Source organism: Bacillus sp. CD3-5, from assembly GCF_006349665.1.
GTDB lineage: Bacteria > Bacillota > Bacilli > Bacillales > Bacillaceae_G > Bacillus_A > Bacillus_A paranthracis.
Genome location: NZ_VEPX01000011.1, coordinates 161,490 through 175,611, shown reverse-complemented (window position 1 = coordinate 175,611; position 14,122 = coordinate 161,490). Strand labels below are relative to the sequence as shown.

Genomic DNA, 14,122 nt, shown 5'->3' with positions numbered 1-14,122 from the left:
CTACTCTCTTTTTGTCTTATATTGGAATAATCCCAATTACTATCCCAGTAATCAACATCACCATTGTCGTTCCAACTGCCCACAATAAAGTGAAGCGTTGATGTTCACCAAAATCAACTTTGGCCATTCCGACTAATAAATAAGTGGATGCGACAAGAGGGCTTAATAAGTGAACAGGTTGCCCGAGTAATGAAGCGCGTCCCATTTCGGCTGCACTAATTCCGTAAGCAGCGGCAGCTTTCGTTAAAATAGGTAATACGCCGAAATAAAAAGCATCGTTGGACATGAAAAATGTGAATGGCATACTAAGAAGAGCTGTAATAATTGGTAGTTGTGGTCCAAGAGCGTCTGGTATAAGAGTTACTACACTTTTAGCCATTGCATCTACCATTTTTGTTCCTGATAAAATCCCAGTGAAAATCCCAGCGGCAAATACGAGAGAAACAACCGCTAATACGTTTCCTGCGTGAGAAGCAATACGTTCTTTCTGTTGCTCTAAGTTCGGATAGTTAATCATAACAGCAATAGCGAAAGCGATTGTAAATAAAACAGGTAACGGCATAACTTCTAGTATGAGACAGACAAGTAAAGTAGCAGTTAATAAAAAGTTAATCCATAGAAGTTTAGGGCGCTTATGAACAGCAGCTTCTACTGTTGCAGCTTGCTCATCTGTTGTTTGCATTTGTTTTAAATATTGTATATCCATAATTCCTAAACGCTTTCTTTCTTTTTTTCCAAGATAGTAAGCAACGAAAACGACCCAAAGTGTACCAGCAATCATTCCTGGTATAAGTGGTGTAAAGAGCTCTGATGCGTCTAGTCCAAGTGCACTCATAACACGAGCTGTCGGTCCACCCCACGGTGTAAGATTTGTCACCCCTGCACCTAACATAACAACCCCAGCTAATATAAGTGGATTCATTCCAAGGCGTTTATATAGTGGGTACATTGCGGAAACAGTAATCATATACGTTGTTGTTCCATCTCCATCTAATGAAACGATAATCGTAAGAATTGCTGTACCAACAACAATTTTTAAAGGGTCTCCTTTTACAAATTTCAAAATCCGACTAATGACAGGATCAAATAAACCGCTATCAATCATAATTCCAAAATACAAAATAGCGAACATAAGCATAATACCAGTAGGTGCTAGTTTTTGAATTCCTTCTAACATCATAGGTCCCATATTTGCATAAAAACCACCAATTAATGCGAAAGTAATTGGAATTAATATTAATGCGACTAGTGCAGACATACGTTTCGTCATAATTAAAAACATAAAGACAAATACCATCGCAAATCCAAGTAGTGCTAACATGTAATCTCCCCCTCAAAAAATGATTGCGCTTTCAAAATGGAATGAAAATTCAGAAAAAGATTTTTTGTTTATCATAAAAGTATCCATCCAAATGGTAAATAATTTGAAAAATAACATCATTAGAAGCATAATTTTTATTTTGGTCATTTTGTTCACGGTAGTTAATTTGAATTTTTAAAAAGTAAGCTGCTCTCCGTAAGAATGGTAGAATAAGATGAAAATATTGAAGTGTGAAATAGGGAGTAGGTTTTATATGAAAACAAGAATGGAAGAGATTTGTAGTTCTTATGAAGGAAAAGTAGAAGAGATTTTTGTTAATGAATCTTCTTACGTATATGAGTGGGAAAAATTAATGATGATCCGAAAAACTAACGGTGAGCTTGAAAAGGTTGCAGTCGGCATTAGTGGAAATATAAGATTAGTAAATGTAGTTGTTGGGCAGCAAATTTATACAGGTACATTATTAGTTAGGTTGGAAGATGATTTATTAATTACAGGTTGTGAATGATGAGAGGTGTGTAGAGAGGACTACACATCTTTTTTGTTCCATATATTACAAAAGACACATCATTTTTTCACAAATCGCACACAAGTTTTTGATATGCTTCTTGTAGAAGATAGGGTTAGGGGGGAAATAATACAATGAGAACAAAGTATGTAATGCTTGCTATATGCTTATTCTTTGTCTTTACAATTGTAGGATGTGGTAAGAAACAAGCAGAGGCTGTGGCAATTGATGAGAAGCATGATAAGTGTGATATTTGCCAAATTGGGGTAATGGATAATCAATTTGCAACAGAAATCATTTTAGAAAATGGAAAAGCATTAAAGTTTGATGATATCGGTTGTATGTATAAATGGATGGAGATTAATCCAGGTGAAAAGACGAAAGAAAAATTTGTTCGAGATTATGATTCGAAAGATTGGGTTTCGTTAGAAGACGCTACTTATGTATATGATAAAACAATTACAACACCAATGGCTTATAATGTCATTTCATTTAAAAACAAAAAAGATGCAGAGAGCTTTGTATCTAACTATAAGGGGAAAGTTCTCTCGTATAAAGAGCTAGCAGAGCATAAATGGGAAATGAATAAAGAAATGATGGGGAACCCGAAAAAGGGAAATCACGGTGGGCATCATTAATACTAGAAAAAGACAACTGCATAGTTGTCTTTTTCTAGTATTATTCAGGTGCAAATATAGAAAAGGTGTAAAATTTTTAGAAGAACGGTTACAATGGAATATAGTAACCTAAAGCAATCATTTACCCCGTATTAACGGGCAGTAAAACTCCCACCTCAGAATTAGGCAGGAGCAAAGAAGTTAGGTGGGAGATCAACAGCCCGTAAATACCCGATTGGTTCAACTAATAATCAGTGGGGTGAACCCTCCCACTGATTAAAGTTTCACTTTATGTACTTTTTAGAAATGTATACAAATGCGGTAAAATCGTGCTAAACTAATTGCTTCGCTAATATAAGTTGAGAAACTTAGGTATAAGTTTAGATAATCCGATTAAAGAAGGAATATAAAGGGCTTATGGATAAATGTACTCAAGAAGAGTTATTGTATGTGATGGAGGAATGGTTAAGAAAACATTATCTTTCATAGGAGCTGTAGTTGTGAGAAAACAAAAAATTTTATTATGTATGTTATTAGGACTTTTAATGACGGTAGTGGCTTGCGATAAGCAAGAGGAGCCAGAATCGAAACCGGTTCATGTGAAAAACGAAAAGAAAAAAGAACAGCATAAAGAACAGGAAGAATCTAAAGAAGAAAAAAGTATAAATTTAATGGACAAACAGTTACTACTTTCTGCGACCCTTGGAGACACAGAAACAGCTATGAAGCTGATTCAAGATGGGGCTAATATAAACGTAGAAGGTGACAATGGAGAAACACCTATCCTTGCAGCAACGTATCAAAATCATGTAGAGACAGTGAAAGCATTAATTGGTGCAGGTGCTAATATTGAAAGTAAAGATGAGAAACAAAGTAATCCATTTCTTTATGCAAGTAGAGAAGGATATACAGACATTGTAAAGCTACTAATTAATGCAGGAGTTAATACGAAAGAAACGACTAAATCAGGTGGAACAGCACTCATTTCTGCATCTGAGCGTGGCCATGTAGAGGTCGTAAAAGAATTGTTAGAGCATACAGATATTGATGTGAATTATAAAAATGCTCGTGGTGGAACAGCTTTAGTAGAAGCAATCGTATTAGGAAATGGTAGTGAAAACCATAAGAAAGTAATTCAAATGCTTATTGACCACGGGGCAGATGTAAATATGGCCAATAAGGAAAATATTACGCCACTGCAATATGCTGAAAAAAGAGGTTTTAAAGATATTGCAAATATGTTGAGGGCAGCTGGAGCGAATGAAGTAGTACAGCCACAACAACCAGTAGAATAAAAAACGAAAAATAATCCCATTTAGATAGACAAAATGAAGAAATCAGTTAGCATGATGGATTCAGTAATGTGTATTTGAATGGGATTTTTGTTTTGGGAAAAATCATTTGAAGAGAGGGATAGATAAGGAGTTTTAAGGTAATAGTGCAGGTATTGTTGCATTATGGACAATATTAATAAGAAAAGAAACATACTTCTGAAAATAACTTTAATTCAAAAAGTGATAAGAAAATTAAACAACCTTAATTATAGAATATGAAAGGTAGTTGGGAGTTTGTTTGTACTATTCCTATGTAATGATTAGTGTAAAAAGGAATAGGTGAATATTAACATTCGATTAACAGCTAATTAACAATCTATCAAAACTGACTTAATAAATGCATACTATAGTAAAGGTAACAAAATAACTAGGGTAGAGAACATTTGAGAACACCCGCTTACATATAACGTGCCACTTTCTTAGGTGTGCTCTATTCCCTAGAGTTCAAATAAGGAGAAAGGTGTTCTATGTAAGTAGGTGTTTTTAGTTTGGATAAAAACAGAAAAGCTAGGTGGAATGAATGTTTGAAGAACCTTATATTGCGATGATAAAAGATTGGACAGGATACAACACATACAAAAAATTACCGAAAACAGTTTTTCTTATGACGGGTTCAATGCTGGAGTTACCAGAGCGTGTATATGAATTACAGAAACATGGACATGATGTCTTTCTTCATTGTGATTTTATACAAGGTTTAAATACGAATACAGAGGAAGCGCTTTTGTATATTCAAGACGTTATCGGAGCACAAGGCATTATTTCAACAAAAGGATCGACAATTCGAAATGCCAATAAAATTGGATTAAAAACGATCCAACGTATTTTTATTGTCGATACTTTATCTCTTACAAAATCAATTGAAAATTGTAAAACGACTAAACCGAATGCAGTAGAGATTATGCCTGGTATTATGCCTTCCATTATTAAGCAGTTAGCAGAGGAAATAGAATTTCCTATCATTGCAGGCGGACTGATTCAAACACGAGAAGATGCGGAAATTGCTATTCGTGCAGGCGCAAGTGCAATTTCAACGAGTCATTATGAAGTATGGATACAAGAAGAAAAAAGGAGTGCAACTTTGTGATTGAATTGAAAAATGTTTCAAAGGTATATAAAAATGCAGAAGAGACAGCGGTTAAGGGTGTATCGGTTCATATTAAAAAGGGTGAGTTTTTTGTTTTAGTTGGGCCTTCAGGATGTGGGAAAAGCACATTATTACGAATGATCGCTGGCCTAGAAGAAATTTCTTCGGGGGATTTAATTATTAATGAACGTGTTGCAAATGATTTAGAGCCGAAAGGTCGTAATCTATCAATGGTATTTCAAAATTATGCACTATACCCACACTTATCTGTAGAAGAAAATATTTTATTTGGACTTAAGGTAAGGAAAGTACAAAAAGAAGAGCGGCAAAAGAGATTAATGGAAGCTATTGAAATGGTAGGGCTGAAAGAGTATGTGAAAATGAAACCAGGTCAATTATCAGGTGGACAAAGACAGCGTGTTGCGCTTGCTAGAGCGATTGTGAGCCAAGCACCGATTTGTTTAATGGATGAACCACTTTCGAATTTAGACGCGAAATTACGTGCGCAAATGAGAATTGAAATTAGAGAAATTCAGCAGCGTTTAGGAATTACAATGATTTACGTTACTCATGATCAAATAGAGGCGATGACTATGGGAGATCGCATCATGGTTTTAAATAAAGGAAGCATACAGCAAGTCGGAACACCGCTTGACATCTATAACGAACCAGCAAATGAATTTGTTGCAAGTTTTATAGGGTCTCCTTCGATGAATATAAATGATGGAGAAGTAAACAAAGAAAAAGGTGTATTACATATAGGGCAATTGCAAATTCCGTTATCTATTGGACAGTTAAAGCAATTACCAGAAGGAATAATTCGCATAGGCATGCGTCCTGATCATATTGCCCTGTCTGAGGAAGGACAAGAAGTTACGCTACAATCTGTAGAAGTATTAGGCAACGAATCTATATTAAACTTCGCAATAAATGGAACAACTTGGAGTGCAAAAGTCATTGGACAGCTAATCCTGAACAAAGGTGACAAAGTAAAATTATTATTCTCACAAGATAAGTTATGCTTCTTTCATCAAAATACGAATGAACGATTAAAAGTGGTAGCTGAAGAAGAGTTGAAAGTGGTGGCGAAATAATGATTGAAGTAGGCAAGTTACCAGCCCAAGCAAAGGTGGCAAAAAACAAGAATTTATGGAGTAGAACGAAAGATTTAAGAATAGGATTATTATTTTTAGCGCCATCTATTTTATTGTTCTCGATTTTTCTTTTTTATCCATTATTTAGGACGATTTACTATAGCTTTTATTTAACAGATATACACGGAGAAGCTAATCTTTTCGTTGGCTTAGAAAATTATCAATACTTATTTTCTGATCCTGCTTTCTACAAAAGCATAAAGTCAACTTTATTATTTGTTGTATATACAGTGCCTACGAGTATTATACTCGCTTTATTTCTTGCATTGATTGCAAACGGAAAGGTAAGAGGTATTGGGTTATTTCGAGTTCTGTTTTCTTCGACAATGGGAATATCAGTAGCTGCTAGTGCAGTGATTTGGTTATTTTTATTTCATCCAAGTGTCGGGTTATTCAATAATATATTAGCTTCTATGAATCTTCCTGCAATTGCATGGTTAACGAGTCCGGACTGGGCACTATTCTCTGTATCAGTTACAACGGTTTGGGTGAATACAGGATTTGCATTTTTAGTTATATTAGGTGGTTTACAAAATATTGATACGTCTTTATATGAGAGTGCATCTATAGATGGTGCTAGCTATTTATATAAGCTTCGTCGTGTTACATTACCGATGCTATCACCAACTTTATTCTTTATCGTGACAGTAACGTTAATTAGTGCGTTCCAAAGCTTTGGACAGATTGATATTTTAACGCACGGTGGACCGAATGATGCAACAAATTTAATTGTATATTCGATTTATAAAGAGGCATTTGTGAATCATCAATTTGGGACAGCAAGTGCACAAGCGATGGTACTATTTGTTTTCATTTTCATTGCTACATTACTTCAATTTAAGTTTGCTGAGAGAAAGGTGCATTATAAATGATCGTTAAACAGTGGAAACAAAATTTCCTGCTATACATGCTGCTCATAATTAGTGCAGTAATGGTATTTTTTCCTGTGCTGTATGCGTTTTTAATAAGCTTTATGACACCAGACGATATTCAAATGAGAAGGATATTTCCAACTCAATTTACTTTTGATAATTTCATTAATATTTTTCAGAAAGTACCACTTTTTACATATTTATATAACAGCTTAGTTGTATCGATAGTTGTTATGATTGGACAACTTATCGTGTCAAGCCTAGCAGCGTATGCTTTTGTCTTTCTTCAGTTTAAGGGAAGAAATCTTATTTTTTTCCTGTTTATTTCAACGATGCTTATTCCGTGGGAAGCGACGATGGTACCTAACTTTTTAACGATTCAAAACTTTGGCTGGATCAATAGTTTCGCTGGGATGACAGTGCCGTTTTTTGCAACAGCTTTCGGTATTTTCTTGTTACGCCAACATTTTATGACACTTCCGAATGAACTGAAAGAAGCTGCTTTTATTGAAGGGATTGGAAATGTAAGATTTTTGTTCAGCGTTGTAATTCCGTATTGTAAAACGAGTTTTATTACGCTTGGCGTATATAGTTTTTTAACAACATGGAATATGTACTTATGGCCACTTTTAGTGACCACTGATGAAAAGGTAAGAACAGTTCAAATTGGTGTGAAGCAGCTTCAATCTCAAGAAGTTGCAACTGATTGGGGAAGCGTAATGGCTGGCGTTACGGTTATCGTTATACCAACATTGATTCTATTATTTTTAGGACAAAAGCAATTACAACAAGGATTAACAAAAGGTGCAATTAAATAACTAAGAGAAGGTGAGATTAAAATGAGTCTAGTTAAAAAAGGTGCTGCTCTATTAATGGTAGCAACAATGGCATTATCTAGTGCTGCTTGTTCAAATAGTAAAACAGAGGGAAAACCTGAAGCACAGGCAAAAGTAGCACCAGTTGAAAAAAATGGTGATAAAACTGTAATTCGTTTTTGGCATGCGATGGGTGGAAAAACACAAGGTGTACTAGATGGGCTTGTTGCAGACTATAATAAGTCACAAAATAAATATGAGATAAAGGCAGAGTTCCAAGGGACATATGAAGAGTCTTTAACGAAATTTAAAACGATGTCTGCTACGAAAGAAGCGCCAGCTCTTGTTCAGTCGAGTGAAATTACAACAAAATATATGATTGATAGTAAAAAGATTACGCCAATTGATAGTTGGATAAAAAAAGATAAGTACGATACTTCAAAGCTAGAAAAAGCAATTACAAATTATTATTCAGTTGATGGAAAAATGTATTCTATGCCATTTAATTCATCTACACCAGTATTAATTTATAATAAAGATGCTTTCGCAAAGGCGGGCTTAGATCCAGAGAAAGCTCCAAAAACATATGCGGAATTGCAACAAGCAGCGAAAAAGTTAACGATTAAAGAAGGCGGAAATGTAAAACAATATGGATTTTCAATGCTGAATTATGGTTGGTTCTTTGAAGAATTGTTAGCGACACAAGGCGCTTTATATGTAGATAATGAAAATGGTCGTAAAGATGCTGCAAAGAAAGCTGTATTTAACGGTAAAGAAGGACAGAAAGTATTTGGGATGCTAGATGAGTTAAATAAAGCTGGTGCACTAGGAAAGTATGGAGCAAGTTGGGATGATATTCGTGCCGCGTTCCAGTCTGGACAAGTTGCTATGTATTTAGATTCTTCAGCTGGTGTTCGCGACTTAATTGATGCATCTAAGTTTAATGTAGGCGTGTCATATATTCCATATCCAGAGGATTCGAAACAAAATGGTGTTGTTATTGGTGGAGCATCATTATGGATGACGAATATGGTTTCAGAAGAAACACAACAAGGTGCTTGGGACTTTATGAAATATTTAACGAAGCCAGACGTACAAGCAAAATGGCATACTGCAACAGGTTATTTCTCTATTAATCCAGATGCATATAATGAACCATTAGTAAAAGAGCAATATGAAAAATATCCACAGTTAAAAGTAACAGTAGATCAATTGCAAGCGACGAAACAATCTCCAGCAACACAAGGTGCTTTAATTAGCGTATTCCCAGAATCACGAGATGCAGTTGTAAAAGCATTAGAAGCAATGTATGACGGAAAGAATAGTAAAGAAGCGTTAGATGAAGCTGCCAAAGCGACAGATAGAGCAATTAGTATTTCAGCTCGTACGAGTCAAAAATAAGAGAAAGCCGTATCCGAAAAAGGATACGGCTTTCTTTAGGAGATAAGGGATCAAAAAAATGAAGAAGTCTTATCTCTTTTATATGAGTAAAGGGTCTAGAATGAATCTTGTCCTTTTCATTATTTGTTTAACTCCATTGCAACTTGTTTGCCATTTACGAAAACCTCTGCCACTGCTACCATAACTTCCATCACTTTTTTCATTTCTCATCTCTCCTTGTTTTTTGTTTCATTTCTTACTTTTAGTATAAGGAAATATAGCAATTGCAACTATCGAATTGGATGACAAGAGACTTACATTGTTGTAAGGATAATCGTTGTATTTGTAATAAATGTGATTTTGAATATAAGTTCAAAGGATTCTGTTGTTTTGAAATATAATTAGAAAGAGAGTGGTTGAGAAAGAAGGGGATAATATGAAAAGAATTCTTGTTATTAGTGATATTCATGGAGAAATAGAAAAGTTCGAACAGTTATTGGTAGAGGCTCAATACGATGTAAGGCAGGATCAATTAATTTTACTAGGAGATTATGTGGATCGTGGTCCAAATGCGCGTGCAGTAATTGAAAAAGTAAAAGAGTTAAAAGAAGATGGAGCCTTCGTTCTAAAGGGCAATCATGAAGAGATGATGATTAAGGCGTTAACGACAGATGAGGAACGTTCATGGAACCATTGGGTAAAAAGGAATGGTGGAGATAAGACGTTATACAGCTATGGATTTGTAGAAGAAGATATTGTGGTTAATGAGGGGAATTTCCAAAAACCGATTTTACAATCTCGTGTATTAGATGAACATGTAAAGTTTATTCAAGAATTAGATCATTACGTTGAAACAGAAGAATATATATTTGTACATGCTGGTGTTGAGCCATTGAAGCATGTTTCGGAATGTGAACCATATACGTTAATGTGGATTCGTAATGAGTTTCATAGTGGGTATAGTGGTGAAAAGGTTGTTATATTTGGTCATACGGAAACAAAAACGCTTCATGGTAGTGAGAATTGTGGCGTATATTTTGGGAGCAATCGTATTATAGGAATTGATGGCGGTGCTGTATATGGCGGCCAGCTAAATTGTTTAGAATTGCCGAGTAAAAAGGTATACGTAGTAAAAAATTGAAAGAGATAAGAAGAATCTTATTTCTTTCAATTTTTTATTAAGCTAAATTTAAGGAAGAGCTTGTATAATAAGTCTTCCAAATTTTATGTCGAGAAAAACGTTAAAATGTAATTATAAATAGAATTGAACAATATGGTGGAAGGTGAGAATATGCGCTTACTCGTAGTAGAAGATAATGCTTCTTTATTAGAATCTATTGTCGAAATATTACACGACGAATTTGAAGTAGATACAGCATTGAATGGAGAAGAGGGATTATTTCTAGCATTACAAAATATATATGACGCAATTTTGCTTGATGTGATGATGCCAGAAATGGACGGTTTTGAAGTAATTCAAAAAATACGTGATGAAAAGATTGAAACACCAGTCCTGTTTTTAACAGCGAGAGATTCTTTAGAAGATCGGGTGAAGGGATTGGATTTTGGCGGGGATGACTATATCGTTAAGCCATTTCAGGCTCCAGAGTTAAAAGCGAGAATTCGTGCTTTATTACGACGAAGCGGTAGTTTAACAACAAAGCAGACTATTCGCTATAAAGGGATTGAACTGTTTGGAAAAGATAAAGATGTTCAAGTAGATGGACAAAGTATGAAGTTAACATTAAAACAATATGAGCTTCTAGAGTACCTCGTTCAAAATAGCGGAAAGATTTTAATGAGGGAACAAATTTTTGATCGTGTTTGGGGATTTGATTCAGATACGACAGTGGCAATTGTAGAAGTGTATGTACATCATTTACGTAAAAAATTAGAGCCATTCGGTTATCAGAAAGATATTCAAACCGTTCGAGGTATTGGATATATATTAAAAGAACAATGAAAAAGGGAAGTATGTTTCAGAAGACGCGTATTCGATTGACTATATTGAATTCATTAGTATTTATCATTTTGATAGGTGTATTAGGTAGTATCATTTATTCTTACACATATAAGCGTATTTATAGTGGAGTAAATGAATCGATAGAAAAAGCCGTTCAACATAGAAAGAATGCAGATGATAAAAAACTACCTAAAAAAATTAGGGGATATCCTCCAATTGGGGATCCAAGGATAATGGAGTTAACTTGGCTGGGAAACACGGTGGAGATAGATATTGAAAACGGCAAACGTCGTTTTATCTTTGAAGATAATTTGGAAAAATTTTCTCCAAAGAAATTAGGAACTTTACAAGATATAGAAGTACAAGGACAATATTTTAGAATATTTGCATTTCAGAAAGATGCAAAAATAGTTCAAATTGCAAGGGATATAACAGCTGAAAAAGAAATGTTACATACTTTATTTTTAATTCTTGTGATAGGTTGTAGCGTAGGAAGTTTATGTGCAATAGGAATTGGCTTTTTCTTAGCTGGCAGGGCACTCGTACCCATTCAAAATTCATGGGAAAAACAGCAGCAATTCGTTTCTGATGCATCACATGAACTAAGGACACCGCTTGCAGTTATTCAATCAAAAACAGATGTTTTATTCCAGTCACCATCCGCTAGGATAGAAGAAAAAGCGATGGATATTTCTACAATTTCAAAAGAATGTAGGCGGTTATCAAAACTCGTTAGTAATTTATTATTGCTAGCGCGTTCTGATTCTAATCAAATTGAGATGGATAAGAAAACATTTGAACTCGATAAATTGTTAGAAGAAATAGTAGCTCCATATAAGGAGATTGCTTCTTATCAAAAAAAAGAAATGATATTAAAAGTAGAACGTGGCGTATCTTTTATGGGTGATAGAGAGCGGATTCATCAAATGATGGTCATACTGTTAGATAATGCGATGAAGTATACGAATGAAGGTGGTCATATTCAAATCGATTGTACGCAAATGAACAGTTCAATTCGTATACGAGTGAAAGATGATGGGATAGGAGTGAAAGATGAGGATATCCCCAAACTATTTAATCGTTTTTATCAAGGGGATAAAGCGAGAAGTACGTCAGAAGGAGCTGGATTAGGTCTTTCAATCGCAAATTGGATTGTAGAAAAACATTACGGAAAAATATCAGTAGAGAGCAAATGGGGAGATGCTACTTGTTTTGAAGTGATTTTCCCTAAAAACCAAAAAATATAAGTAAGAAGACGATCTTGTTTTTACAAGGTCGTCTTTTTTTAAGGGAAAGTTAAGAAACTATTTTTAACATGTATTGTATACGGAAAGTTCGCCCTATAAAGAAGCGATTATAAAAAGGTATTTGAGTAGATTACATCGATCATAATGTTATTTCGATTATGAATAGGGAATGATGGAAAAGAAAGTGTAAGAGGGAGGAATTAATTTTGAAAAAGAAAATGATGATGGTATTCACTATTGGAGTAATGAGTTTAAGTATATTAGGGGGTGCCTCTCCTTCTGAAACATCAAAAGGAAAGACAGATTACAAGCAGCGCAGCAAAGAACAATTAAACAATGGAAAGATACATGTTGTACATACAGAAGAAAAGGCGGAGAATTTAGGGATTGAAACGGCAGGGAAAGAACAAATTACGCTAGAAAAAGAAATCCATGAGACGGAAGTAGGAAGAGAAGCAGAACAGTTAGGAATTTTGATTGAAGGAAAAGACGTTGGAACTCTTTCAGAAGAAATCTATGAAACAAAAATAAAGCAAGAAGCGTTAAAGTTAGGCATATCTATAGAGAATACAACGATTGTAAATTTAATTAATCAAATTAATACGATTAAAATTAACGATGAAGCGGATAAATTAGGTATTTCGACAAATGGAAAAGAAATAGAGGACATTGAGGAAGAAATCTATGGAACGAAAGTAAGAGAGGAAGCAAGGAAGTTAGGGATTTCCCAAAAAGGAAAAGAAATAGAAATGTTAGCACAAGAAGTGTATGAACAAAAAGTACAGGAAGAAGCAAAAGAATATCATATCGATTTGTATGGTAAAGATATATATCAAGTATTAAGCGAAATTAATGAACAAAAGGTGTTACAAATGGCAGATGAGCTTAATATGGATAAAACGAATATGAACACTCAAGAACTAGCAGAAAAAATAAAAAAAGATCAGCCTGAAAAAGGAAAAGAACTAAATTTTGTACCGGTAATTCGCACGGATGCTGACGCGTTTTATTCTTATTTAACGAACTAAGAAGGGCGTGAGAGTGATACGAAGGTTTAAGTGGTATATATGCATAGCATTACTAGCTATAGCAGTATGGAACGTATATACAAATGGAATTACAAAGTATGTGGAGAAGTTAACATTCTTCCATATACGAAGCGGAAAACAAGTGGAGTTTGATCGTGATGAAAAGGTCATCTTATCAAATGTACCTTTCATTCAGCAGTTACCAGAGTTAGATAGAGGCTGTGAAGTGACGAGCTTAGCGATGATGTTACAATACGCAGGTATTACAGTGGATAAGATGAAATTAGCAAACGAAATAAAGAAAGTTGATTTTATGAACGATGGTATACGTGGGAATCCAAATGAAGGATTTGTAGGGAATATTTATACCTTTTCTGAATCTGGATATGGTGTATATCATGGACCGCTATTTCAATTAGCGAAACAGTATTTACCTAATAAAGCTGTGGACTTAACGGGGAAGAGTATAGGAGAACTTTATAAGAGTGTAAAATCAGGACAACCGGTAGTTATGATTACAAATGCAACATTTGCGCCATTAGATGAAGATGAATTTACTACATGGGAAACAAATACTGGAGATGTTTCTATTACGTATAATGAACATTGTGTAGTACTTATTGGATATGATAAGGAATTTGTATACATTCGAGATCCTCTAAGTGATAGTTTAGATGTAAAAGTACCGAGAGAAAACTTTGAACAGGCATGGGTGCAAATGGGGAGTCAGGCGATTAGTTATGTGAAAAGCAATTAGTAAGGAAAGGGATGTAAGGAATTGTAAGAGGAGTTTTTG

The 14,122-nt window shown here is 34.7% G+C and carries 14 protein-coding genes; 13 read left to right on the top strand and 1 reads right to left on the bottom strand.

From position 1 onward, the window contains the following. Nucleotides 1-16: 16 nt before the first annotated feature. Nucleotides 17-1,321: a CitMHS family transporter gene (locus FH036_RS20140; protein ID WP_139896171.1), complete on the bottom strand. Its 1,305-nt coding sequence runs from the start codon at nt 1,319-1,321 to the stop codon at nt 17-19. A 253-nt stretch (nt 1,322-1,574) separates the two neighbouring features. On the opposite strand from FH036_RS20140, the gene FH036_RS20135 reads away from it, so the two are divergent. The 13 genes from FH036_RS20135 to FH036_RS20075 all read left to right on the top strand — a co-directional run bounded on the left by FH036_RS20135 (nt 1,575) and on the right by FH036_RS20075 (nt 14,083). Beyond that, nucleotides 1,575-1,829: a hypothetical protein gene (locus tag FH036_RS20135; protein WP_000857647.1), complete on the top strand. Its 255-nt coding sequence runs from the start codon at nt 1,575-1,577 to the stop codon at nt 1,827-1,829. Between the two features lie 134 nt (nt 1,830-1,963). After that, entirely contained in the window at nt 1,964-2,467 is a 504-nt protein-coding gene (locus FH036_RS20130) for a nitrous oxide reductase accessory protein NosL (protein WP_001259403.1), read from the top strand. Nucleotides 2,468-2,871: 404 nt separating this feature from the next. Continuing rightward, nucleotides 2,872-3,741: an ankyrin repeat domain-containing protein gene (locus tag FH036_RS20125; RefSeq protein WP_000287350.1), complete on the top strand. Its 870-nt coding sequence runs from the start codon at nt 2,872-2,874 to the stop codon at nt 3,739-3,741. Nucleotides 3,742-4,300: 559 nt separating this feature from the next. Beyond that, nucleotides 4,301-4,867, top strand: coding sequence for a glycerol-3-phosphate responsive antiterminator (locus FH036_RS20120; RefSeq protein ID WP_000461369.1), 567 nt, complete (start codon nt 4,301-4,303; stop codon nt 4,865-4,867). Beyond that, nucleotides 4,864-5,961 (top strand): ABC transporter ATP-binding protein, encoded by a 1,098-nt coding sequence (locus tag FH036_RS20115; protein ID WP_139896170.1) that lies wholly within the window; start codon nt 4,864-4,866, stop codon nt 5,959-5,961. The genes FH036_RS20120 and FH036_RS20115 overlap by 4 nt, the downstream gene beginning before the upstream one ends. Then, on the top strand, nt 5,961-6,893 hold the full coding sequence (locus tag FH036_RS20110) for a carbohydrate ABC transporter permease (protein ID WP_138322505.1): 933 nt from the start codon (nt 5,961-5,963) through the stop codon (nt 6,891-6,893). Before FH036_RS20115 ends, FH036_RS20110 begins: the two co-directional genes overlap by 1 nt. Next, nucleotides 6,890-7,711 carry a carbohydrate ABC transporter permease gene (locus tag FH036_RS20105; RefSeq protein WP_138322504.1) on the top strand — a complete coding sequence of 274 codons (822 nt, stop codon included), beginning with the start codon at nt 6,890-6,892 and terminating at the stop codon, nt 7,709-7,711. The genes FH036_RS20110 and FH036_RS20105 overlap by 4 nt, the downstream gene beginning before the upstream one ends. 21 nt (nt 7,712-7,732) lie before the next feature. Then, the gene (locus FH036_RS20100; RefSeq protein ID WP_138322503.1) at nt 7,733-9,109 is read left to right on the top strand and encodes an ABC transporter substrate-binding protein; all 1,377 of its coding nucleotides are present in this window, start codon (nt 7,733-7,735) and stop codon (nt 9,107-9,109) included. A 415-nt stretch (nt 9,110-9,524) separates the two neighbouring features. Further along, complete coding sequence (locus FH036_RS20095) at nt 9,525-10,229, top strand: metallophosphoesterase family protein (protein ID WP_138322502.1); 705 nt, start codon at nt 9,525-9,527, stop codon at nt 10,227-10,229. A gap of 150 nt (nt 10,230-10,379) precedes the next feature. Next, nucleotides 10,380-11,051, top strand: coding sequence for a response regulator transcription factor (locus tag FH036_RS20090; RefSeq protein WP_001238608.1), 672 nt, complete (start codon nt 10,380-10,382; stop codon nt 11,049-11,051). Next, nucleotides 11,048-12,298 carry a sensor histidine kinase gene (locus FH036_RS20085; protein WP_139896169.1) on the top strand — a complete coding sequence of 417 codons (1,251 nt, stop codon included), beginning with the start codon at nt 11,048-11,050 and terminating at the stop codon, nt 12,296-12,298. Before FH036_RS20090 ends, FH036_RS20085 begins: the two co-directional genes overlap by 4 nt. 206 nt (nt 12,299-12,504) lie before the next feature. Continuing rightward, nucleotides 12,505-13,326 carry a transporter gene (locus FH036_RS20080; RefSeq protein ID WP_139896168.1) on the top strand — a complete coding sequence of 274 codons (822 nt, stop codon included), beginning with the start codon at nt 12,505-12,507 and terminating at the stop codon, nt 13,324-13,326. A 13-nt stretch (nt 13,327-13,339) separates the two neighbouring features. After that, on the top strand, nt 13,340-14,083 hold the full coding sequence (locus tag FH036_RS20075; protein WP_044791425.1) for a C39 family peptidase: 744 nt from the start codon (nt 13,340-13,342) through the stop codon (nt 14,081-14,083). The last annotated feature ends 39 nt before the right edge of the window (nt 14,084-14,122 follow it).

What these genes read in the sequence shown, in the direction of transcription:
- FH036_RS20140 (WP_139896171.1), bottom strand. Translation starts at nt 1,321, where the DNA reads ATGTTAGCACTACTTGGATTTGCGATGGTATTTGTCTTTATGTTTTTA.
- FH036_RS20135 (WP_000857647.1), top strand. Translation starts at nt 1,575, where the DNA reads ATGAAAACAAGAATGGAAGAGATTTGTAGTTCTTATGAAGGAAAAGTA.
- FH036_RS20130 (WP_001259403.1), top strand. Translation starts at nt 1,964, where the DNA reads ATGAGAACAAAGTATGTAATGCTTGCTATATGCTTATTCTTTGTCTTT.
- FH036_RS20125 (WP_000287350.1), top strand. Translation starts at nt 2,872, where the DNA reads ATGTACTCAAGAAGAGTTATTGTATGTGATGGAGGAATGGTTAAGAAA.
- FH036_RS20120 (WP_000461369.1), top strand. Translation starts at nt 4,301, where the DNA reads ATGTTTGAAGAACCTTATATTGCGATGATAAAAGATTGGACAGGATAC.
- FH036_RS20110 (WP_138322505.1), top strand. Translation starts at nt 5,961, where the DNA reads ATGATTGAAGTAGGCAAGTTACCAGCCCAAGCAAAGGTGGCAAAAAAC.
- FH036_RS20105 (WP_138322504.1), top strand. Translation starts at nt 6,890, where the DNA reads ATGATCGTTAAACAGTGGAAACAAAATTTCCTGCTATACATGCTGCTC.
- FH036_RS20100 (WP_138322503.1), top strand. Translation starts at nt 7,733, where the DNA reads ATGAGTCTAGTTAAAAAAGGTGCTGCTCTATTAATGGTAGCAACAATG.
- FH036_RS20095 (WP_138322502.1), top strand. Translation starts at nt 9,525, where the DNA reads ATGAAAAGAATTCTTGTTATTAGTGATATTCATGGAGAAATAGAAAAG.
- FH036_RS20090 (WP_001238608.1), top strand. Translation starts at nt 10,380, where the DNA reads ATGCGCTTACTCGTAGTAGAAGATAATGCTTCTTTATTAGAATCTATT.
- FH036_RS20085 (WP_139896169.1), top strand. Translation starts at nt 11,048, where the DNA reads ATGAAAAAGGGAAGTATGTTTCAGAAGACGCGTATTCGATTGACTATA.